The following is a 20,519-nucleotide window of genomic DNA, read 5'->3' as shown; positions in this document are numbered from 1 at the left end:
GCAGCGAAATCGTTTGGGCGGAACGCGCGCCGACCTGGACAATGCCCGGCATGGGACATCTCGAAGCCAGCCATCTGGAGTACTACCTTCCCGACGGGCGGGTCCTGCTCCCCGACGTCTCCTTCCGCGTGGGGGAGGGGGCGGTGGTCGCGCTGGTGGGGGCGAACGGGGCCGGCAAGACCACCCTGCTCAAGCTGATCTCCGGCGAGCTGCAGCCGCACGGGGGCGGCGTGTCCATCAGCGGCGGCCTCGGCGTGATGTCCCAGTTCGTGGGCTCCGTACGCGACGAGACGACCGTACGGGACCTGCTGGTCTCGGTGGCCCAGCCGCGGATCCGGGAGGCCGCGAAGGCCGTCGACCGCGCCGAGCACCTGATCATGACGGTGGACGACGAGGCCGCGCAGATGGCCTACGCCCAGGCCCTCAGTGACTGGGCCGACGTGCAGGGCTACGAGGCGGAGACCCTCTGGGACGTCTGCACGACGGCCGCGCTGGCCATCCCGTACGACTCCGCGCAGTTCCGCGAGGTGCGCACGCTCTCCGGCGGTGAGCAGAAGCGGCTGGTGCTGGAGGCGCTGCTGCGCGGGCCCGACGAGGTGCTGCTGCTCGACGAGCCGGACAACTACCTCGACGTCCCCGGCAAGCGGTGGCTGGAGGAGCAGCTGAGGGCGACCCGCAAGACGGTCCTCTTCGTCTCCCACGACCGGGAGCTGCTGACCCAGGCCGCCGAGAAGATCATCAGCCTGGAGGCGAGCCCGATGGGCTCCGACGTCTGGGTGCACGGCGCCGGCTTCGGCACCTACCACGAGGCCCGCAAGGAGCGCTTCGCCCGCTTCGAGGAGCTCAGGCGGCGCTGGGACGAGGAGCACGCCCGGCTGAAGGCCCTCGTGCTGCGGCTGCGCAACCAGGCCGCGATCAGCCCCGACATGGCCTCGCGGTACCACGCGATGCAGACCCGCTTCAAGAAGTTCGAGGAGGCCGGGCCGCCGCCGGAGCCGCCGCGCGAGCAGGACATCAAGATGCGGCTCAAGGGCGGCCGGACCGGCGTGCGCGCGCTGACCGTGGAGAACCTGGAGCTCACCGGGCTGATGAAGCCCTTCTCCCTGGAGGTCTTCTACGGGGAGCGGGTCGCGGTGCTCGGCTCGAACGGCTCCGGCAAGTCGCACTTCCTGCGGCTGCTGGCGGGCGAGGACGTCAAGCACACCGGTGACTGGAGGCTGGGCGCGCGCGTGGTTCCCGGCCACTTCGCGCAGACCCACGCCCACCCGGAGCTGTTCGGCCGCACCCTCGTCGACATCCTGTGGACGGAGGCGGCCAAGCCGCTGGGACAGGCCATGGGGGCCCTGCGCCGCTACGAGCTGGAGCGCCAGGCCGAGCAGCCCTTCGAGAAGCTCTCCGGCGGCCAGCAGGCGCGCTTCCAGATCCTGCTGCTGGAGCTGGCGGGCACCACGGCGCTGCTGCTGGACGAGCCCACGGACAACCTGGACCTGGAGTCCGCGGAGGCCCTCCAGGACGGCCTGGAGTCCTACGACGGGACCGTGCTGTGCGTGACGCACGACCGCTGGTTCGCGCGCACATTTGACCGTTACCTGGTCTTCGGTTCGGACGGTGTTGTGCGGGAGACTCAGGAGCCCGTCTGGGACGAACGCAGGGTCGAACGCAAGCGCTGAGCGGTGCTCGGCGGTGAGGGAGGGGCGTCGTGGGCCTGAGGCCTGGCATCTGGCTCATGAGGTGGGAGGCGGCGGCCCCTGGGAACCGGCTGGTCGCGTGGCTGCTGCGGCCGGCCCCCCGGTCCTGGCAGGTCCTCTCCCTGGCGGTGCTCCTCGGGATCTGCGTCTCCACGAGCCTGCGGGCGAACTGGGGCTCGGACAACGCCTTCGTCGTCAAGGCGGCGCAGACGCTGCTGGAGGGCGGGTCGCCGTACGAGGACAAGCGCTTCCTCTACCTGCCCAGCGCCGTGCTCATGGCGGTGCCGGAGGCGCTGGTGCCGCGGGGGGTGCTGCGCTGGATCCTGCCGGTCGGGATGGCGGGGCTGCTGGGCGTCGGCTGGCTGGCGGCCCTGCGGCTGTTCTCGGTGCCGCTGCGCTCGCGCTTCGCGGTCGGGGGCCTGGCCGTGCTCGCCCTCGCCTACAAGCCCTGGTCGAACCTGGTGCTGATCGGCAACTGGACGGCCGTCTCGGCGGCCGCGCTGCCCGTGGCGCTGCTGCTGGCGCACCGGCGCTCGTGGGGGAGGGCCGGGCTGGTGGTCGGGCTGGCCATCGCCTGCAAGCCGATGCTGGTGCCGATCGGGCTGCTGTTCCTGCTCGCCCGCCGGTGGCGGGGGCTGGCCGCGGCGGTACTGGTGCCGCTGGGGATCTCGCTGGCCGGGGCGCTGCTGATGCCGAGCCCGTCGCTGTTCTTCACCAAGACCCTGCCGTTCCTGCTCCAGGGGCAGGACGCGTACGCGCTGCCCTGGGACGCCTCGCCGATAGCGGTGCTGCCCCGTCTGGGGGTGCCGCAGCCGGTGGCGGTGCTGGTGGCCTTCGCCGGGGCCGCGGCCGGGCTGTGGGCGGCCTGGGCGCGGTGGCGGCGTACGGAGCAGGACGCCGACGCGGGTGAGCTGCGTCTCGTGGAGACGGCCTGCATGGTGATGCTCGCCGCATTCCTGGTCTCGCGGCCGTCCTTCGACCACTACCTGCTCGTGGTGCTCCCGCTGCTGCTGGCCTCGGCGGTACGGCCGGGCTCGATGCCCCGCTCGCCCTGGTTCTGGCTGGCGTTGACGCCCCAGCTGGCCCTGGTCCCGTGGCCCTCGGAGCTCGCCCACAAACGGCGCGCGTTCAAGGACTGCGCCACCCTGTGCGCGCTCGCGTATCTGCTGGCGCGTCGTGCGCTGCGCCCGGGTCGGGTTACTCTGGAGCCCGTAACAACTGCGGGGTCCCCATCCAGGACCGAACCGGAGTGCGCCGCGACGCCAGCAGCATCGGCATCGCGGACCGCGTTTTGACCCGTACGGGTCTGCTTGGGTATCCTGCTGGTTTGTTATGCGTATTGGCTTTCTCATTCTCACGTGAAAGGGCCTTACGCCGGTCCACCGGACCGATGACCAGCAGTTGGCCGTTCACACGGGTTGCGTCCCCGAAGTGAACGAGGGCTGTCGTGATCGTCCGTGGTGACCCTGTCAGGACCTTCCCGCCGGGCTTGCGCCCGTGGGATACCACCACTGAAGAAGCGAAGGCATACGCGTGCGTACGTTCAGCCCCAAGCCCGGCGACATCTCGCGCCAGTGGCTCGTCATCGACGCCCAGGACGTCGTCCTCGGCCGTCTGGCGACCCAGGCCGCTGCCCTCCTGAAGGGCAAGCACAAGCCGACCTATGCCCCTCACATGGACATGGGTGACTTCGTCGTCATCATCAACGCCGACAAGGTTCACCTGTCCGGCAACAAGGCCTCCCAGAAGATGGCCTACCGCCACTCCGGCTTCCCGGGTGGTCTGCGCGCCGTGCGTTACGACGACCTGCTGGCGAACAACCCGGAGAAGGCCGTCGAGAAGGCCGTCAAGGGCATGCTCCCCAAGAACACCCTGGGCCGTCAGATGCTCTCGAAGCTGAAGGTCTACTCGGGCGACCAGCACCCCCACGCTGCCCAGCAGCCGGTGCCGTTCGAGATCACCCAGGTCGCGCAGTAGTTCCGGCCACCCCCTAAGACGTAGAAAATTCTGAGGAGCATCGTGGCCGAGACCACCGCCGAGACGACCGTCGAAGAGTTCGAGGGCAACGTCGAGGAGTACACCAGCGAGTCTGAGGTCGTCGTCGAGGGCGACTACACCTCCGAGTCCCTTGCCGGTCGCTTCGGCGACCCCCAGCCGGCCGCCGGCCTGGGCCGTCGCAAGAACGCCATCGCCCGCGTCCGGATCGTTCCGGGCACCGGCAAGTGGAAGATCAACGGTCGCACCCTTGAGGACTACTTCCCCAACAAGGTGCACCAGCAGGAAGTCAACGAGCCCTTCAAGCTCCTCGAGCTTGACGGCCGCTACGACGTCATCGCCCGCATCTCGGGTGGCGGCGTCTCCGGCCAGGCCGGCGCCCTGCGCCTCGGTGTGGCCCGTGCGCTGAACGAGGCGGACGTGGACAACAACCGCCCGGCGCTGAAGAAGGCCGGCTTCCTCTCCCGCGACGACCGTGCGGTCGAGCGCAAGAAGGCCGGTCTCAAGAAGGCCCGTAAGGCTCCGCAGTACAGCAAGCGTTAATCTGCGCCTGCTGTTCTGCAACGAAACCGCCCCGGCAGCACTCTCTGTGCTGCCGGGGCGGTTCGTTTACCGCCACAAGCGGCAAATACCTGACACAAGCGGTCATACGCGAAGCGCAAACTCGGGAGGACAACAGTGGGACGACTCTTCGGGACGGACGGTGTACGCGGCGTCGCCAACGCGGATCTGACGGCGGAGCTCGCGCTCGGCCTCTCCGTGGCGGCTGCCCACGTACTCGCCGAGGCGGGCACCTTCGAAGGCCACCGGGCGACCGCGGTGGTCGGCCGGGACCCCCGGGCCTCCGGCGAATTCCTGGAGGCGGCCGTCGTGGCCGGCCTGGCGAGCGCGGGCGTGGACGTCCTGCGCGTCGGTGTGCTGCCCACCCCGGCGGTGGCGTATCTCACCGGTGCGCTGGGTGCCGACCTCGGCGTGATGCTCTCCGCCAGCCACAACGCGATGCCCGACAACGGCATCAAGTTCTTCGCCCGCGGCGGCCACAAGCTCGCCGACGAGCTGGAGGACCGCATCGAGTCCGTCTACGAGGAGCACCGCACCGGTGCCCCCTGGGACCGGCCCACCGGTTCCGGCGTCGGCCGCGTCTCGGACTACACCGAGGGCTTCGAGAAGTACGTCTCCCACCTCATCGGCGTCCTCCCGAACCGTCTCGACGGCCTGAAGATCGTCCTCGACGAGGCGCACGGCGCGGCGGCCTACGTCTCGCCCGAGGCGTTCGCCCGGGCCGGCGCGGAGATCGTCACGATCGGCGCCGAGCCGGACGGCCTCAACATCAACGACGGCTGCGGCTCCACCCACCTCGGCCTGCTCAAGGCGGCCGTGGTCGAGCACGGCGCCGACTTCGGCATCGCGCACGACGGCGACGCGGACCGCTGCCTGGCCGTCGACGGCACCGGCGCCGAGGTCGACGGCGACCAGATCCTCGCCGTGCTGGCGCTCGCCATGCGCGAGGCCGGCCAGCTGCGCGAGAACACCGTGGTCGGCACCGTCATGTCCAACCTGGGCTTCAAGCTGGCCATGGAGGGCGAGGGCATCCAGGTCGTGCAGACCGGCGTCGGCGACCGGTACGTACTGGAGTCGATGAAGGAGCACGGCTACGCGCTCGGCGGCGAGCAGTCCGGCCACGTGATCATCCTCGACCACGCCACCACCGGCGACGGCACGCTGACCGGCCTGCTGCTCGCGGCGCGGGTCGCGGCTACGGGCAAGTCCCTCGCCGAGCTGGCGGGCGTCATGCAGCGGCTGCCGCAGGTCCTGATCAACGTCCCCGACGTGGACAAGTCCCGGGTCTCCACCTCCGCCGAGCTGGCGGCCGCGGTGGCCGACGCCGAGCGCGAGCTGGGCACCTCCGGCCGCGTGCTGCTGCGCCCCTCCGGCACCGAGCCGCTGGTACGGGTGATGGTCGAGGCCGCCGACATCGAGCAGGCCCGCGCCGTCGCCGGCCGGCTCGCGGACGTCGTGAAGTCGGCGCTCGGCTAGCAGGTCCCCGCCCCTAGAGGGCGCCCTCGCCAGGCCTGTGTGGCGCACCCGGTTTCCGGATCATCCGGTTCTGCTGGGTGCGCCACAGCAGTTTCCAGGCGATGAGGGTGAGCGTCCCCGACAGGATGATGCCGCCCAGGTTGAGCGCCAGCTGGATGCCGGAGCCCCACATCTGGCCGAGGTCGCCGTAGCCCAGGGCCACGGCGGCGTTGGCGGCCGCCGGGACGGTGGTCACCGAGATCGCCACGCCGACCAGGGCGCCGGCCTTCGCGGACGTCAGCGAGAGCATGCCGGCCACGCCCGCGAGCAGCGCCACGACGAAGGAGAACGGGTCGGGCTGCCAGATGAAGCTGGTGTTCGGCCGCTCGTTCTCCAGCAGGTGCTCGTGGAAGAGGCCCAGCCCGTCCATGGCCAGGCTGAAGACCGTCGTCGCGACGATCGCCGCCGTGAAACCGACCGCCAGCGCGATGAACGAGCGCCAGGCGAGGCGCGGCCTGCGCTGCACCAGACCGGTGCAGATCCCGGCGAGCGGGCCGAACTCGGGGCCGACCGCCATCGCGCCCACGATCAGCACGGCGTTGTCGAGTACGACACCGCACGCCGCGATCATCGTCGCCAGGATCATGAAGGCGGCGTAGGTGATGGTGAGGGTGGACTCCTCGTGGGTGGACTCCGCGAGCTGTTCCCAGACCACCGCGTCGGCGGCCTCGCCGGGAGCCTCCTCCTCCGCCCGGTCGGCGCGTGTGGAGATCGACAGGTCGATGTTCTCGACGGCGATCGAGCCGGCCTTGTCGATGCCGAGGGCGCGCATCTCCTGGAGCAGTTCGTCGGCCGACTCGCGGGCGACGTCGCACAGCACGAGGTCGCCCTCGGGGTCGCGGGCGGCGCCGGCCAGGACGACCAGATGGGTGGTGCCGACCGTCCGGCCGATCAGCTCCACCACCTGGTCGGTGAGGTGGTGCGGGGTGATCATCCGCAGATGCAGCATGCCCGCACCCTAACGACTACAGCTTGCGCAGGCTCAGCTTCTGCACCTTGTGGTCCGGCCCCTTGCGGACGACGAGGGTGGCCCGGCCGCGGGTGGGGGCGACGTTCTCCAGCAGGTTGGGCCGGTTGATCGTCCGCCACGTGGTCTGCGCGTACTCCATGGCCTCCTCCTCGGAGACCTGCGTGTACTTGCGGAAGTACGAGAACGGGTTCTGGAAGGCGGTCTCGCGCAGCTTCCGGAAGCGGTTGAGGTACCAGCGCTCGATGTCCTCCGGGCGGGCGTCCACGTACACGCTGAAGTCGAAGTAGTCGGCGAGGGCGACGCGGGTCCTGCCGTCGGTGCCGGGGAGCGCCGGCTGGAGCACGTTGAGGCCCTCGACGATGAGGATGTCCGGGCGGCGTACGACGAGCTCCTCGCCCGGCACGATGTCGTAGATCAGGTGCGAGTAGACCGGGGCCCGCACCTCGTCCTTGCCCGCCTTGATGTCGGCGACGAAGCGGGTGAGCGCGCGGCGGTCGTAGGACTCGGGGAAGCCCTTGCGGGAGGTGAGCCCGCGCCGCTGGAGCTCCTTCATCGGGTACAGGAACCCGTCGGTGGTGACCAGCTCCACGCGGGGGTGCTCGGGCCAGCGGGCGAGCAGCGCCTGGAGCAGGCGCGCCACGGTGGACTTGCCGACGGCGACCGAGCCGGCGACCCCTATGACGAAGGGGGTGCCGGCCTGCGAACCGTGGCCGTTGCCGGCGTCGCCGAGGAAGGTGTTGAGGGTCCCGCGGAGGTTGCTGGTGGCGCCGACGTAGAGGTTCAGCAGGCGCGACAGCGGCAGGTACACGTCGCGGACCTCGTCGAGGTCGATGACGTCGCCGAGGCCGCGCAGGCGTTCCACCTCTTCGGCGGTCAGCGGCAGCGGCGTCCGCTCGCGCAGGGCGCTCCACTCGGCCCGGGTGAGGTCGAGGTACGGCGAGGACTCGGCGCCGCGGCGGTGCGCGGTCCGCGGGGGCTGCCCGTCCCGGCCGGTGTGCTCCGTTGCACCCTCGGGCGTGTTGCTTCGTGGCGGCGAAGTGATCACACCGCCATTGTCGGGGCTGGGGGACGGTTGTGGGTCGTGGGGTCGGTCACGTGACCAAAGGGAGGCGCGGCCGCGCGGTCTCGATTCGGGGATCGCGCGGTCTCGCCCCGGTCACGATCGGCCTCGAACGGCGCGTTCGGGCGGGTCGCTGTCGGTGGGGGCACGTACCTTTGATCACCGTGGCTCCGGTGAGCCCCTGGGGAGGGGGCGCCGTGCGAGCCGTATCGACCGTCATCGCAACACCCTGTGGGGGAGATCTTCCGTGCGCAGCACCCTGGTCCGCCGTTCCGTCATCGCCGCCTCCGCCGTCTCGCTGGCGCTGCTGGCCACCGCCTGCGGTACCGACAAGGCCGACACCAAGGCCGACGCCAAGCCGTCGGCCCCCGCCTCCTCGCAGGCCCCGGCCGCTCCCGCCGTCAAGGGCAAGACGGATGCCGAGGCCACGGCCCTGGTCGTCACCCAGGCCGATCTGCCGGACCAGATCGTCTCCGCCGAGGGCGCGGCGAAGGCCGCCACCGAATCGGCCGGGGCCACGGTCGACAAGGCCGAGTGCAAGCCGCTGATGCAGGCCCAGTCGGGCCAGAAGGTGGGCACCGCGACCGGTATCGGCCGTACGACGACCAAGGCCAAGCCGAAGGAGGCGGCCGCCGACGCCTCGCCCGAGGACAAGCTGAAGGCGGGCCTGGAGGCGCTCGGCGCCACCCAGACGCTGGTCAGCGTCGGCTCGTACGACGCGAAGGGCGCCGAGGAGGCGTTCGCCGCCCTCAAGACGGCTGCCGCAGCCTGCTCCGGCGGCTACACGGTCACCGAGGGCGGCGAGAAGGTGAAGTACCTCGACGTCAAGCCGGGTGCCGCTGTCACGGCCGGAGACGAGGCCGCGGCCTTCACCCTGACCATGGACCTGGACGACGGCGAGAAGTCCGCCAACCACTTCGTCATCGTGCGCAAGGGCAACGCGCTGGCCACCTTCTACGCCTTCGGCGTGACGGCGGAGCAGCCCAAGACCGTGATCGACGCACAGGTCAAGAAGCTCGGCTGAGTCCGGCCGTAGAACAGACCGTCAACCCCGCTCCGGCATCCCCGCCGGGGCGGGGTTTTCGGCGTGTTCAGGTACGGGGCAGACGGCCGGCCACGGCGTACGCTGCGCCCTATGTGCGGAATTGTGGGTTACGTGGGAGCGCAGTCTGCGCTCGATGTGGTCATCGCCGGACTCAAGCGACTGGAATACCGCGGCTACGACTCGGCCGGGGTCGCCGTGCTCGCGGACGGCAGCCTGGCCGCCGCCAAGAAGGCAGGCAAGCTCGTCAATCTGGAGAAGGAACTGGTCGCGCACCCGCTGCCGGCCGGTTCCACGGGACTCGGGCACACCCGGTGGGCGACCCACGGCGGGCCCACCGACGTCAACGCCCACCCCCACCTCGACAATTCGGGGCGCGTGGCCGTCGTCCACAACGGCATCATCGAGAACTTCGCCGAGCTGCGGGCCGAACTCGCCGAGCGCGGACACCGGCTGGAGTCCGAGACCGACACCGAGGTGGTCGCGCACCTGCTGGCCGAGCAGTTCTCGGCCACCGGCGACCTCGCGGAGGCCATGCGGCAGGTGTGCCGGTGCCTCCAGGGCGCCTTCACCCTGGTGGCCGTGCACGCCGACGAACCGGACGTGGTGGTCGGCGCGCGCCGCAACTCCCCCCTGGTGGTGGGCGTCGGCGAGGGCGAGAACTTCCTCGCCTCGGACGTCGCCGCGTTCATCGCCCACACCCGGTCCGCGATCGAGCTGGGGCAGGACCAGGTCGTCGAGCTGCGCCGCGAAGGGGTCACGGTGACCAACTTCGACGGCTCGGTCGCCTCCGTGCGGGCGTACCACGTGGACTGGGACGCCTCCGCGGCCGAGAAGGGGGGATACGACTACTTCATGCTCAAGGAGATCGCCGAGCAGCCGAAGGCCGTCGCCGACACCCTCCTGGGCCGGATCGACGCGAACGGCTCGCTGAGCCTGGACGAGGTGCGCATCCCCGTCTCGGTCCTCAGGGAGGTCGACAAGGTCGTGATCGTGGCCTGCGGCACGGCCTACCACGCGGGCATGATCGCGAAGCTGGCCATCGAGCACTGGACCCGCATCCCCTGCGAGACGGAGCTGGCGAGCGAGTTCCGCTACCGCGACCCGATCCTCGACCAGCGGACGCTGGTCGTCGCGATCTCGCAGTCCGGCGAGACCATGGACACCCTGATGGCGCTGCGCCACGCACGCGAGCAGGGCGCCAAGGTGCTGGCCATCTGCAACACGAACGGCTCGACCATCCCGCGCGAATCGGACGCCGTGCTCTACACGCACGCCGGCCCCGAGGTCGCCGTCGCCTCCACCAAGGCCTTCCTGACCCAGCTCGTGGCCTGCTACCTGGTCGCGCTGTACCTGGGGCAGGTCCGCGGCACCAAGTGGGGCGACGAGATCGACGCGGTGATCCGCGAACTGTCGGACATCGCCGCCGCCGTGGACATCGTCCTGGAGACCATGGAGCCGGTACGGGAACTCGCCCGGTCCCTCGCCGACAAGAACACCGTGCTCTTCCTCGGACGGCACGTGGGTTACCCGGTGGCGCTGGAGGGCGCGCTCAAGCTCAAGGAGCTGGCGTACATGCACGCCGAGGGCTTCGCGGCGGGCGAGCTCAAGCACGGGCCGATCGCGCTCATCGAGAAGGACCTGCCGGTCGTCGTGGTCGTCCCCTCGCCGCGCGGCCGCTCGGTGCTCCACGACAAGATCGTGTCGAACATCCAGGAGATCCGGGCCCGCGGGGCGCGGACCATCGTGATCGCGGAGGAGGGCGACGAGGCCGTCGTCCCGTACGCGGACCACCTGGTCCGCATCCCGGCGACGCCGACGCTGCTGCAGCCGCTGGTGGCGACGGTGCCCCTGCAGGTGTTCGCCTGCGAACTGGCCACGGCCCGCGGCAACGAGGTGGACCAGCCGCGTAACCTCGCAAAGTCCGTGACCGTGGAGTAGTCGGGTAGTGGGGTGGCCTCGTGATTGTCGGCGTCGGGATCGATGTGGCGGAGATCGAACGCTTCGGGGCGGCGCTGGAGCGCACACCGGGCCTGGCCGGGCGGCTGTTCGTCGAGGCCGAGCTGATGCTGCCGAGCGGCGAGCGGCGCGGGACCGCCTCGCTCGCCGCGCGGTTCGCCGCCAAGGAGGCGCTGGCCAAGGCGCTCGGCGCGCCCGCCGGCCTGCTGTGGACCGACGCCGAGGTCTACGTGGAGGACAGCGGGCGGCCGCGGCTGCGGGTCTCGGGGACGGTGCAGGCGCGGGCGCTGGAGCTGGGCGTCAGGTCCTGGCACATCTCGCTCAGCCACGACGCCGGTGTGGCCTCCGCGGTGGTGATCGCGGAGGGTTGACCCCATGCGTACTGCTTACAGCGTGGAGACCGTACGGGCCGCCGAGCGGGAGCTGATGGCCCGGCTGCCGGAAGGCGCCCTGATGCTGCGCGCGGCGGCCGGGCTGGCCGCCGTGTGCGCGGGCCTGCTGACGCGGCGGCGCGGCCGGGTCTACGGGGCGCGCGTCGTGCTGCTCGTCGGACCGGGCGACAACGGCGGCGACGCCCTGTACGCCGGCGCACGGCTGGCGCGCCGCGGAGCCGGGGTGACGGCCGTGCCGATGGACCCCGAGCGGATGCACCCGGGCGGACTGGCCGCACTGCGGGCCGCCGGCGGACGGGTGGCGCGGGCGGTACCGCAGCGGGCCGACCTGGTGGTGGACGGACTGCTCGGGATCGGCGGGCGGGGCGGGCTGCGGCCCGCGGGCGCCGCGCTGGCGGAGCGGATCCCGCCGGGGGTCCCCGTGGTCGCCGTGGACCTGCCCAGCGGGGTGGACGCCGACACCGGGGAGGTGGCGGGACCGGCCGTCACCGCCGACGTGACGGTGACCTTCGGCGCGTACAAACCGGGTCTGCTGATCGACCCCGGAGCCTCCCGCGCGGGCGCGCTGCACCTCGTGGACATCGGCCTGGAGCTGCCGGAGCCCGAGGTCGAGGCCCTCCAGCACGCCGACGTGGCCGGGCTGCTGCCGGAGCCGACGGCGTCCAGCGACAAGTACCGGCGCGGCGTCGTCGGGATCGTCGCCGGCTCCGCGCAGTACCCGGGGGCGGCGGTGCTGGCCGTCGCCGGAGCCCTCCGCGGCGGCGCCGGCGCGGTGCGCTACGTCGGCCCGGCGGCGGACTCCGTCCTCGCGCGCTACCCCGAGACGCTGATCGGGCCCGGACGGGTACAGGCCTGGGTGGTCGGCCCGGGCCTGGGCGAGGGACGCGCCGGCGAGGTCGCGGACCTGCTCGCGGGCGACACGGCGGTACTGGTCGACGCGGACGGACTGCGCGGCCTGGACCCGGCGGTGCTGCGCGCCCGGACGGCCCCGACCCTGCTGACCCCGCACGCGGGGGAGGCGGCGGCGCTGCTCGGGGTGGCGCGGGAGTCGGTGGAGGCGGGCCGGCTGGCGGCCGTACGGCGGCTCGCGGAGCGGTACGGGGCGACCGTCCTGCTGAAGGGGTCGACGACGCTGGTCGCCTCCGCCGGCGGCCGGCCCGTCCGGGTGAACCCGACGGGAACGCCGTGGCTCGCCACCGCCGGCAGCGGGGACGTGCTGTCCGGACTGGCCGGGTCCCTCCTGGCGGGCGGGCTGCCCGGCGCGGACGCCGGCGCGGTGGGCGCGTACCTCCACGGCCTGGCGGCCCGTCGCACCGGCGGCCCCCTGCTGGCCCACCAGGTGGCCGAAGCCCTCCCTGCGGCCTGGCGCGACACCCGGGCCTGACCTGCGCGGCCCCGCCCCGCACCCCGGCGCAGACTCCCGTCCCGCACTCCGCGGGGGAGGAATTGTCCGCCTCTTCGGCCGCCCGCACCAGTGCCGGGCGGGGATTCTGAGAGACTGGGGCCGATGAACGAGACACCGACGCGCGTGTACGCCGAGATCGATCTTGACGCCGTACGGGAGAACGTGCGCGCACTGCGCGAGCGGGCGCCCCGGGCCGAGTTGATGGCCGTCGTCAAGGCGAACGCCTACGGGCACGGGGCAGTGGAGTGCGCCAGGGCCGCCCAGGAGGCCGGTGCCGCCTGGCTGGGGACCGCCACCCCCGACGAGGCCCTCGCGCTGCGCGCCGCCGGGATCGAAGGCCCGATCATGTGCTGGCTGTGGACCCCCGGCGGGCCCTGGCGGGAGGCCGTCGAGGCCGACCTGGACGTCTCCGTCAGCGGAATGTGGGCCCTCGACGAGGTCCGCGAGGCCGCCCGCGCGGCCGGCCGCACCGCCCGCATCCAGCTCAAGGCCGACACCGGCCTCGGCCGCAACGGCTGCCAGCCCGCCGACTGGGAGGCCCTGGTCGGGGCGGCCGTCGCCGCCCAGGCCGAGGGCACCGTCAAGGTCACCGGCCTCTGGTCGCACTTCGCCTGCGCCGACGAGCCCGGCCATCCCTCGATCAGGCTCCAGCTCGACGCCTTCCGCGAGATGCTCGCCTACGCCGAGAAGGAGGGCGTCGAGCCCGAGGTCCGGCACATCGCCAACTCGCCCGCCACTCTCACCCTGCCCGAGTCCCACTACGACCTGGTGCGCTGCGGGCTGGCCGTCTACGGGGTTTCGCCGGCGCCCGAACTCGGCACCCCGGCCCAGCTGGGCCTGCGGCCCGCGATGACCCTCAAGGCCTCCCTCGCGCTGGTCAAGACCGTCCCCGCCGGGCACGGGGTGAGCTACGGCCACCACTACGTCACCAGCGGCGAGACCAGCCTCGCACTGGTCCCCGCCGGCTACGCCGACGGCATCCCGCGCCACGCCTCGGGGGCCGGCCCGGTGCTGGTCGGCGGCAAGGTCCGCCACGTCGCCGGACGCGTCGCCATGGACCAGTTCGTGGTCGACCTGGGCGAGGACCGGGCCAGCGCCGGCGACGAGGTCGTCATCTTCGGCGACGCGGAACGCGGTGAACCCTCCGCCGAGGACTGGGCACAAGCGGCGCACACGATCGCGTATGAGATCGTCACCCGTATCGGTGGACGCGTGCCCCGGGTGTACCTGGGCGGCTGAGCGGAGTGAGGGCGGCGGCGTGAGCGAGAACTGGCGCAGGGCCGGCTGGGCCGGGGCCGCCATCGGCGTGATAGCCGCAGGCGCGGCGGCCGGTGTCGCGGTCGAGCGGATCACCGTCGGCCGCGGCATGCGCAGGAAGGCCCGCCTGGCTCTCGACGCCGCCGGGGACTACGGCTCCCTGCGCGGCACCGAGGGCACCTGCCGGGCCGAGGACGCCACCGAGCTCTACTACGAGGTCGACGAGCTCCCCGAGGAGGGCAAGCGGCGACGGCTGCGGCGCAAGGCCGAAGCCCCGGCCACCGTCGTCTTCTGCCACGGCTACTGCCTCGCCCAGGACTCCTGGCACTTCCAGCGCGCGGCCCTGCGCGGAGTGGTCCGCGCCGTCTACTGGGACCAGCGCAGCCACGGGCGCAGCGCACGCGGCCTGGCCCAGGCGGACGGCGAACCGCTCACCATGGAGCAGCTCGGCCGGGACCTGAAGGCCGTCATCGACGCCGCCGCCCCCGAGGGCCCGCTGATCCTCGTGGGTCACTCGATGGGCGGAATGACCATCATGGGATTCGCCGAGCAGTACCCGGACCTCGTGCGCGACCGCGTCGTCGGCGTGGCCCTGGTCGGGACCTCCAGCGGCCGCCTGGACGAGGTGACGTACGGGCTGCCCGCCGCCGGCATGGGCGCCGTGCGCCGGATCCTGCCGGGCGTGCTGAAGGCGCTCGGATCACAGGTGGAACTGGTCGAGAAGGGCCGGCGGGCCACCGCGGACCTCTTCGCCGGGATGATCAAGATGTATTCCTTCGGGTCCAGGGACGTGGACCCGGGGGTCGCGCGCTTCGCGGAGCGGCTCATCGAGGCCACCCCCATCGACGTCGTCGCGGAGTTCTACCCGGCCTTCCAGACCCACGACAAGACCGCGGCGCTGCAGCAGTTCGCCGGCATCCCGGTCACCGTCGTCGCCGGCGACAGGGACATGATCACCCCGCCGGGGCACAGCCTGGCCATCAAGGACGTGCTGCCCGCCGCCGAGCTCGTGGTCCTGGAGTCCACCGGGCACCTGATGATGCTGGAGCGCCCCGAGACCGTGACGCGGCTGCTGACCGAGCTGCTGGCCCGCACCGGCGCGGTGCCGGTCCCGGTAGCGACTAACGTTGGCGCGCATGGAAGAAGTACCGCTGGAAGCACAGCGCGGCCAGGCACCGGAAGCTGAGTCCGGGCACGGCACGCAGACCCGGATCACCGTCGACTCGCCCCGGGCGATGCAGGAGTTGGGCCGCCGGATCGCCGGTCTGCTGCGCCCGGGCGACCTCGTCCTGCTGACCGGTGAGCTGGGCGCGGGCAAGACCACCCTGACCCGGGGCCTCGGCGAGGGGCTGGGCGTGCGCGGGGCCGTGACCTCGCCGACCTTCGTGATCGCCCGGGTGCACCCCTCGCTGACCGGCGGGCCGGCGCTGGTGCACGTGGACGCGTACCGCCTGGGCGGCGGGCTGGACGAGATGGAGGACCTGGACCTCGACGTCTCGCTGCCCGAGTCCGTGGTCGTCGTGGAGTGGGGCGACGGCAAGGTCGAGGAGCTCTCCGACGACAGGCTGCACGTGGTGATCGCGCGGGCCGTCGGCCACGAGGAGGTCCTGGACGACGTCCGCGAGGTCTCGGTGCGCGGGGTCGGGGCGCGCTGGGACGCCGGAGCGGGGCTGGAGGCCCTGGCCGGAGCGCTCTCGGAGTAGACGCACCCGCAACGCACGCCCGGCACACCCACAACGTGCCGACAACTCGTCGGCAAGATATTGCGCTGGCGGCGGCCCTCGTGGTGACATGGTACCGAGAGTTTCTTAGGTATGCCTAAGTACGGCGTCCCGGGGTCCAGGAGGCAGCCATGTCGGCACCAGCAGGAGCACAGCGCCACCCCCGCCCGTCCGCTGTCCCCATGCACGCGCTGCTGGCCGCCGGCATGGCCGCCAACGCCGTCTCGACGCCGCCCTCGCGCGAGGAACGCCTGCCGCGCGGGGGCGAGCCGGAGGCCGGCGTACGCGAACAGGCCGCTCCGGAGTCCGAAGCGGCCTGAAAGGGCCCGAGCGGGGCCGTGGGGCCCGTCCCGGGCGTCACGGCCCGGGGTGTCGCCCCGTGAGCCGGTCACCCGTACGGGTGAAGGAAGCGCGTCCCGTCAGGGAACGACGACGACCTTGGAACTGATCGTCGCGAAGGCCCACATCGCGTCGCCGTCGGCACGCGTCATACGGATGCCGCCGGTCTTCTTGTTCGGGTCGGGCTCCGGGGTCGAGCCGTCCACACGGGCGCTGAAACCGACCGCCACGCCCTCCTGGGTGGCGAACCGGACCACGTGCTCGATCGGCACCCCGTCCGAGCCCGTGACCGAGCCCGAGCGCGAACCGACGAGGTAGGTGCCCGGCTTCGGGTGCACCGTGCTCGGCATCACCGTGAACGACCTCGGCTGCTGCGGCTGCTGCGCGGCGTCCCCCACCAGCCACACCCGCTTCTGCCCCACCGAGTACACGACGCGCACACCGGTGCCGGAACCTTCCGGCACGGGCACCGGCTTCGCGGGGTCCTGCTTGCCCGCGGCCGCCGGGCTCGCCGCCGGCGCCGGCTCCTGCGCGGCCGCCTGCGGGGGATGCGCCGGCGCGGTCGCGGAGGCCTGGTAGCCGAGGAAGCCGACGGCTGCGATCGCCGCGGCGGTGAGCCCGGCCACGATTCCCGAGCTGCTGCGTGCCACCTTGCTCCACCTCTCCGCGCTGACGTGATCCCCGGTGATCCCTCGGCGATCCCTCGATGATCCCTCGGTCGAAAGGTAGCAGCCGCCCCGCTCCACGACGGGGCGCAAGGGGTCCGGCCGCCGGAGTCGTAGGCTGTTCGCGTGCTCTTGCTTGCTCTGGATACCGCCACGCCCGCCGTCACCGTCGCCCTGCACGACGGCGAGTCCGTCCTCGCCGAGTCCGGCCAGGTCGACGCCCGCCGCCACGGGGAGCTGCTGATCCCCTCCGTGGACCGCGTCCTCGCCGAGGCGGGCCTGAAGCTCGACGCCGTCACCGGCATCGTCGTCGGCGTCGGACCCGGCCCCTACACCGGACTGCGCGTCGGCCTCGTCACCGCCTCCACCTTCGCCGCCGTACTGGGCGTGCCCGTCCACGGCCTGTGCACGCTCGACGGACTCGCGTACGCCGCGGGCACCGCCGGGATCGAGGGCCCCTTCACCGTCGCCACCGACGCGCGGCGCAAGGAGGTCTACTGGGCGCGCTACGAGGACCCGCGCACGCGCGTCGGCGAGCCCTCCGTGGACCGCCCCGCCGACATCGCCGAGCAGGTCGCCGGCCTGCCCGCGGTCGGCCAGGGCGCACACCTGTACCCCGAGGTGTTCCCGGACGCACGGGGCCCCGAGCACCAGTCGGCCGCCGCACTGGCCTCCCTCGCGGCCGAACGGCTCGCCGCGGGCGCGGAGTTCCTCCCCCCGACCCCGCTCTACCTGCGCCGCCCCGACGCCCAGGTGCCCAAGAACTACAAGGTGGTCACCCCGCAGTGACCGCGGCCGAGACGGTTCTGCGCGAGATGCGCTGGTGGGACATCGCACCGGTGCTGGAACTGGAGCACGACCTCTTCCCGGAGGACGCCTGGTCCGCCGGGATGTTCTGGTCCGAACTGGCCCACGCGCGCGGCCCGCAGGCCACCCGCCGCTACGTCGTCGCCGAGACGCCCGACGGCCGCCTCGTCGGCTACGCCGGACTGGCCGCCGCCGGCGACCTGGCCGACGTACAGACCATCGCGGCCGCCCGCGACCAGTGGGGGACCGGGCTCGGCGCCCGGCTCCTGACCGACCTGCTGCGCGCCGCCACCGCGTTCGAATGCGCCGAGGTGCTGCTGGAGGTGCGCGTGGACAACACGCGCGCCCAGAAGCTCTACGAGCGCTTCGGCTTCGAGCCCATCGGCTTCCGGCGCGGCTACTACCAGCCGGGCAACGTCGACGCGCTCGTCATGCGCCTGACCGACCCCGCACAAGCACGAACTGAGAGCAGTGAGAGCAATGGCTGACGAACCGCTCGTCCTCGGCATCGAGACGTCCTGCGACGAGACCGGCGTCGGCGTCGTCCGCGGCACCACCCTCCTCGCGGACGCGATCGCGTCGAGCGTCGACGAGCACGCCCGCTTCGGCGGCGTCGTGCCCGAGGTGGCCTCGCGGGCCCACCTGGAGGCGATGGTCCCCACCATCGAACGCGCCCTGAAGGAGGCCGGCGTCAGCGCCCGCGACCTCGACGGCATCGCGGTCACGGCCGGCCCCGGCCTCGCCGGGGCGCTGCTGGTGGGCACCTCCGCCGCCAAGGCCTACGCCTACGCCCTGGGCAAGCCCCTCTACGGCGTCAACCACCTGGCCTCGCACATCTGCGTCGACCAGCTGGAGCACGGCCCGCTGCCCGAGCCGACCATGGCGCTCCTGGTGTCCGGCGGGCACTCCTCGCTGCTGCTGGCCCCCGACATCACCTCCGACGTACGGCCGCTCGGCGCGACCATCGACGACGCCGCGGGCGAGGCCTTCGACAAGATCGCGCGCGTGCTCCAGCTGGGCTTCCCCGGCGGCCCGGTCATCGACCGGCTCGCGAAGGAGGGCGACCCCAAGGCGATCAACTTCCCGCGCGGCCTGACGGGCTCGCGCGACCCCGCGTACGACTTCTCCTTCTCCGGCCTGAAGACGGCCGTCGCCCGCTGGATCGAGGCGAAGCGGAACGCGGGCGAGGAGGTGCCGGTGCGCGACGTGGCCGCGTCCTTCCAGGAGGCCGTGGTGGACGTCCTGACGCGCAAGGCGATCCGGGCGTGCAAGGACGAGGGCGTCGACCACCTGATGATCGGCGGCGGCGTGGCGGCCAACTCCCGGCTGCGCTCGCTCGCCCAGGAGCGCTGCGACGCCGCGGGCATCACCCTGCGCGTGCCGCGGCCCAAGCTGTGCACGGACAACGGGGCGATGGTGGCCGCGCTCGGCGCCGAGATGGTCAAGCGGAACCGCCCGGCCTCGGACTGGGACCTGTCGGCGGACTCCTCGCTGCCGGTCACGGACCCGCACGTGCCGGGGACGTCCCACACGCACGGCCGCGCGCACGGGAACGGCCACACGCACGGTCACGGGCACGACCACGACCACGTGCACGAGCTGAGCAAGGACAACCTCTACTCGTGAGCACCGTCGCGCTGATGTGGGAGGCCCGGGCCGCCGACGGCCGGGGCAACGAGCTGCTGGAGTGGGCCCGCGCCCAGGTCCTCGCCCGGGACCCGGTACGCCGCGAGGTGTTCCGGGCCCCGCAGGACCGGGTCCTGGTCATCACCTGGTGGGAGGCGGCCGAGGGAGTCGCGGCGGACCTCCCCGAGCTGCCCGAGCCCGCCGCCGACCTGATCACGCGCGCGGTGCACCGCTGGCGGTTCGAGTCGGTGGAGGTCGACGGGGGCTAGCTCCTCACCGGCCGGGCGTCGCCGCAGGCGGTACGGTCGGCGCGGGTGCGCCGATCAGCATCGAGGGGGCGCCCGCCACCCGGGTCAGGAAGACGGTCGCCGAGTTCGGGCCCTGCGGCTTGACCTTCTTGCGCAGCTCCTCGGGCTCGATCGCCGAACCGCGCTTCTTCACGGTCAGGATCCCGACCCCGCGCTCGCGCAGCAGGGCCTTCAGCTTCTTCAGGCCGAAGGGCAGCACGTCGGTGATCTCGTACGCGGTCGCGTACGGCGTCGCCCGCAGCTCGTCCGCGGTGATGTAGGCGATGGTCGGGTCGATGAGCCGGCCGTCCAGCCGCTCGGCGACCTCGGCGACCAGATGGGCCCGGATCACGGCGCCGTCCGGCTCGTACAGCCAGCGGCCCACCGGCCCGGCCTCCGGGTCCGGCAGCGGATCGGCGGTGTGCAGCTCGCGCGGCCCGGGGAGCAGGGTGGCGCGCACGGTCCCGGGGGCGGTGCCGAACCAGAGCACGGCCTCCTTGACGTCCCCCTGGTCGGAGATCCACTCGGCCTCGGCCTCCGCCGGGACCGCCTCGTGCGGGATCCCGGGTGCGATCTTGATGGCCGCGTACTTCGCCGCACGGGCCGTCGCCACGGCCCACGACAGCGGCGGCGAGTAGGACTCCGGGTCGAAGATCCGCCCGCGGCCCCCGCGCCGGGCCGGGTCGATGAAGACCGCGTCGTAGCCCGAGGTGTCCACCTCCGTCACGTCCGCCTCCCGGACCTCGATCAGGTCCGCGAGACCCAGCGCCTCGGCGTTGGCGCGTGCGACGGCGGCCGTCAGCGGGTCGTGGTCCACCGCGAGCACCCGGATGCCGAGCCGGGCCAGGGCGAGCGCGTCCCCGCCGATGCCGCAGCACAGGTCCGCCAGGCTGCGCACGCCGAGGGCCGCGAGCCGTTCCGCCCGGTAGGAGGCCACGGACGCGCGGGTGGCCATCTCGCCGCCGCCGGGGGTGAAGTACATCCGGAAGGCGTCCTCGACCCCGAACTTAGCCACCGCGCGCTGTCGCAGCCGGGCCTGCCCGAGGGCCGCGGAGACCAGCCCGGCGGGGTGCTCGCGGCGCAGCCGGGTGGCGACGGCCAGCTCGTGGGCGGGGTCGTAGTCGCGGAGCGAGTCGAGGAGGGCACGGCCCTCGGGGGTGAGGAGCGCGGCGAAGTCTTCGGGGGTCACGGGTCCATTGTCGGCGACGGGGTGTGTGGGCCGGTCGGAGG

General features: G+C 72.6%; 21 protein-coding genes. 17 read left to right on the top strand and 4 right to left on the bottom strand.

The window, feature by feature from the left end; genetic code table 11:
• Positions 1-41: 41 nt before the first annotated feature.
• The 5 genes from AB0O53_RS16110 (at position 42) to glmM (ending at position 5,720) form a co-directional block, all read left to right on the top strand.
• Positions 42-1,670 (top strand): ABC-F family ATP-binding cassette domain-containing protein, encoded by a 1,629-nt coding sequence (locus tag AB0O53_RS16110; protein ID WP_350992839.1) that lies wholly within the window; start codon positions 42-44, stop codon positions 1,668-1,670.
• 29 nt (positions 1,671-1,699) lie between these two features.
• Positions 1,700-2,983, top strand: coding sequence for a glycosyltransferase family 87 protein (locus tag AB0O53_RS16105; RefSeq protein ID WP_350992837.1), 1,284 nt, complete (start codon positions 1,700-1,702; stop codon positions 2,981-2,983).
• A 238-nt stretch (positions 2,984-3,221) separates the two neighbouring features.
• The gene (gene rplM, locus AB0O53_RS16100) at positions 3,222-3,665 is read left to right on the top strand and encodes a 50S ribosomal protein L13 (RefSeq protein WP_030653676.1); all 444 of its coding nucleotides are present in this window, start codon (positions 3,222-3,224) and stop codon (positions 3,663-3,665) included.
• Positions 3,666-3,707: 42 nt separating this feature from the next.
• Entirely contained in the window at positions 3,708-4,226 is a 519-nt protein-coding gene (rpsI, locus tag AB0O53_RS16095; protein ID WP_030388851.1) for a 30S ribosomal protein S9, read from the top strand.
• A 135-nt stretch (positions 4,227-4,361) separates the two neighbouring features.
• The gene (gene glmM, locus AB0O53_RS16090; RefSeq protein ID WP_350992834.1) at positions 4,362-5,720 is read left to right on the top strand and encodes a phosphoglucosamine mutase; all 1,359 of its coding nucleotides are present in this window, start codon (positions 4,362-4,364) and stop codon (positions 5,718-5,720) included.
• A 13-nt stretch (positions 5,721-5,733) separates the two neighbouring features.
• Here glmM and AB0O53_RS16085 read toward each other — a convergent pair whose 3' ends face one another.
• Positions 5,734-6,708, bottom strand: coding sequence for a DUF389 domain-containing protein (locus AB0O53_RS16085; protein WP_365196126.1), 975 nt, complete (start codon positions 6,706-6,708; stop codon positions 5,734-5,736).
• 16 nt (positions 6,709-6,724) lie between these two features.
• Positions 6,725-7,774, bottom strand: coding sequence for a type I pantothenate kinase (coaA, locus tag AB0O53_RS16080; RefSeq protein ID WP_350992832.1), 1,050 nt, complete (start codon positions 7,772-7,774; stop codon positions 6,725-6,727).
• A gap of 262 nt (positions 7,775-8,036) precedes the next feature.
• On the opposite strand from coaA, the gene AB0O53_RS16075 reads away from it, so the two are divergent.
• The 8 genes from AB0O53_RS16075 to AB0O53_RS16040 all read left to right on the top strand — a co-directional run bounded on the left by AB0O53_RS16075 (position 8,037) and on the right by AB0O53_RS16040 (position 15,885).
• Positions 8,037-8,813, top strand: a complete 777-nt coding sequence (locus AB0O53_RS16075) for a hypothetical protein (RefSeq protein ID WP_350992831.1) — start codon at positions 8,037-8,039, stop codon at positions 8,811-8,813.
• A gap of 111 nt (positions 8,814-8,924) precedes the next feature.
• On the top strand, positions 8,925-10,772 hold the full coding sequence (gene glmS / locus AB0O53_RS16070; protein WP_350992829.1) for a glutamine--fructose-6-phosphate transaminase (isomerizing): 1,848 nt from the start codon (positions 8,925-8,927) through the stop codon (positions 10,770-10,772).
• Between the two features lie 20 nt (positions 10,773-10,792).
• The gene (locus AB0O53_RS16065) at positions 10,793-11,161 is read left to right on the top strand and encodes a holo-ACP synthase (RefSeq protein WP_350992827.1); all 369 of its coding nucleotides are present in this window, start codon (positions 10,793-10,795) and stop codon (positions 11,159-11,161) included.
• Between the two features lie 4 nt (positions 11,162-11,165).
• Positions 11,166-12,566, top strand: a complete 1,401-nt coding sequence (locus AB0O53_RS16060; RefSeq protein ID WP_365196121.1) for an NAD(P)H-hydrate epimerase — start codon at positions 11,166-11,168, stop codon at positions 12,564-12,566.
• A gap of 123 nt (positions 12,567-12,689) precedes the next feature.
• Complete coding sequence (gene alr, locus AB0O53_RS16055) at positions 12,690-13,826, top strand: alanine racemase (protein ID WP_350992823.1); 1,137 nt, start codon at positions 12,690-12,692, stop codon at positions 13,824-13,826.
• On the top strand, positions 13,771-15,030 hold the full coding sequence (locus AB0O53_RS16050) for an alpha/beta fold hydrolase (protein ID WP_434094382.1): 1,260 nt from the start codon (positions 13,771-13,773) through the stop codon (positions 15,028-15,030). The genes alr and AB0O53_RS16050 overlap by 56 nt, the downstream gene beginning before the upstream one ends.
• A complete protein-coding gene (gene tsaE / locus AB0O53_RS16045) occupies positions 14,981-15,547 on the top strand; it encodes a tRNA (adenosine(37)-N6)-threonylcarbamoyltransferase complex ATPase subunit type 1 TsaE (protein ID WP_350992819.1) in 567 nt (188 codons plus the stop codon). Before AB0O53_RS16050 ends, tsaE begins: the two co-directional genes overlap by 50 nt.
• Positions 15,548-15,696: 149 nt before the next feature.
• Positions 15,697-15,885 carry a hypothetical protein gene (locus AB0O53_RS16040; RefSeq protein ID WP_350992817.1) on the top strand — a complete coding sequence of 63 codons (189 nt, stop codon included), beginning with the start codon at positions 15,697-15,699 and terminating at the stop codon, positions 15,883-15,885.
• A gap of 99 nt (positions 15,886-15,984) precedes the next feature.
• On the opposite strand, the gene AB0O53_RS16035 is transcribed toward AB0O53_RS16040, so the two are convergent.
• Positions 15,985-16,554 carry a hypothetical protein gene (locus AB0O53_RS16035; RefSeq protein WP_350992815.1) on the bottom strand — a complete coding sequence of 190 codons (570 nt, stop codon included), beginning with the start codon at positions 16,552-16,554 and terminating at the stop codon, positions 15,985-15,987.
• A 141-nt stretch (positions 16,555-16,695) separates the two neighbouring features.
• Here AB0O53_RS16035 and tsaB point away from each other — a divergent pair, with 141 nt between their 5' ends.
• Genes tsaB through AB0O53_RS16015 form a run of 4 tightly spaced genes read left to right on the top strand, consistent with a single transcriptional unit; the run spans position 16,696 to position 19,271 of the window.
• A complete protein-coding gene (gene tsaB, locus AB0O53_RS16030) occupies positions 16,696-17,358 on the top strand; it encodes a tRNA (adenosine(37)-N6)-threonylcarbamoyltransferase complex dimerization subunit type 1 TsaB (RefSeq protein WP_350992813.1) in 663 nt (220 codons plus the stop codon).
• A gap of 26 nt (positions 17,359-17,384) precedes the next feature.
• Complete coding sequence (gene rimI / locus AB0O53_RS16025; RefSeq protein ID WP_030825893.1) at positions 17,385-17,864, top strand: ribosomal protein S18-alanine N-acetyltransferase; 480 nt, start codon at positions 17,385-17,387, stop codon at positions 17,862-17,864.
• On the top strand, positions 17,857-19,002 hold the full coding sequence (gene tsaD / locus AB0O53_RS16020) for a tRNA (adenosine(37)-N6)-threonylcarbamoyltransferase complex transferase subunit TsaD (RefSeq protein WP_350992811.1): 1,146 nt from the start codon (positions 17,857-17,859) through the stop codon (positions 19,000-19,002). Before rimI ends, tsaD begins: the two co-directional genes overlap by 8 nt.
• Positions 18,999-19,271, top strand: a complete 273-nt coding sequence (locus tag AB0O53_RS16015) for a hypothetical protein (protein ID WP_030653717.1) — start codon at positions 18,999-19,001, stop codon at positions 19,269-19,271. Before tsaD ends, AB0O53_RS16015 begins: the two co-directional genes overlap by 4 nt.
• A gap of 4 nt (positions 19,272-19,275) precedes the next feature.
• Here the strand turns inward: AB0O53_RS16015 and AB0O53_RS16010 are convergent, their stop codons facing one another.
• Positions 19,276-20,478 carry a class I SAM-dependent methyltransferase gene (locus AB0O53_RS16010; RefSeq protein ID WP_365196114.1) on the bottom strand — a complete coding sequence of 401 codons (1,203 nt, stop codon included), beginning with the start codon at positions 20,476-20,478 and terminating at the stop codon, positions 19,276-19,278.
• Positions 20,479-20,519 lie beyond the last annotated feature (41 nt).

Source organism: Streptomyces erythrochromogenes (assembly GCF_040684695.1).
GTDB lineage: Bacteria > Actinomycetota > Actinomycetes > Streptomycetales > Streptomycetaceae > Streptomyces > Streptomyces erythrochromogenes_C.
Note: the sequence above shows the minus strand (reverse complement) of the source record. Positions and strands in the feature narration are given on the sequence as shown.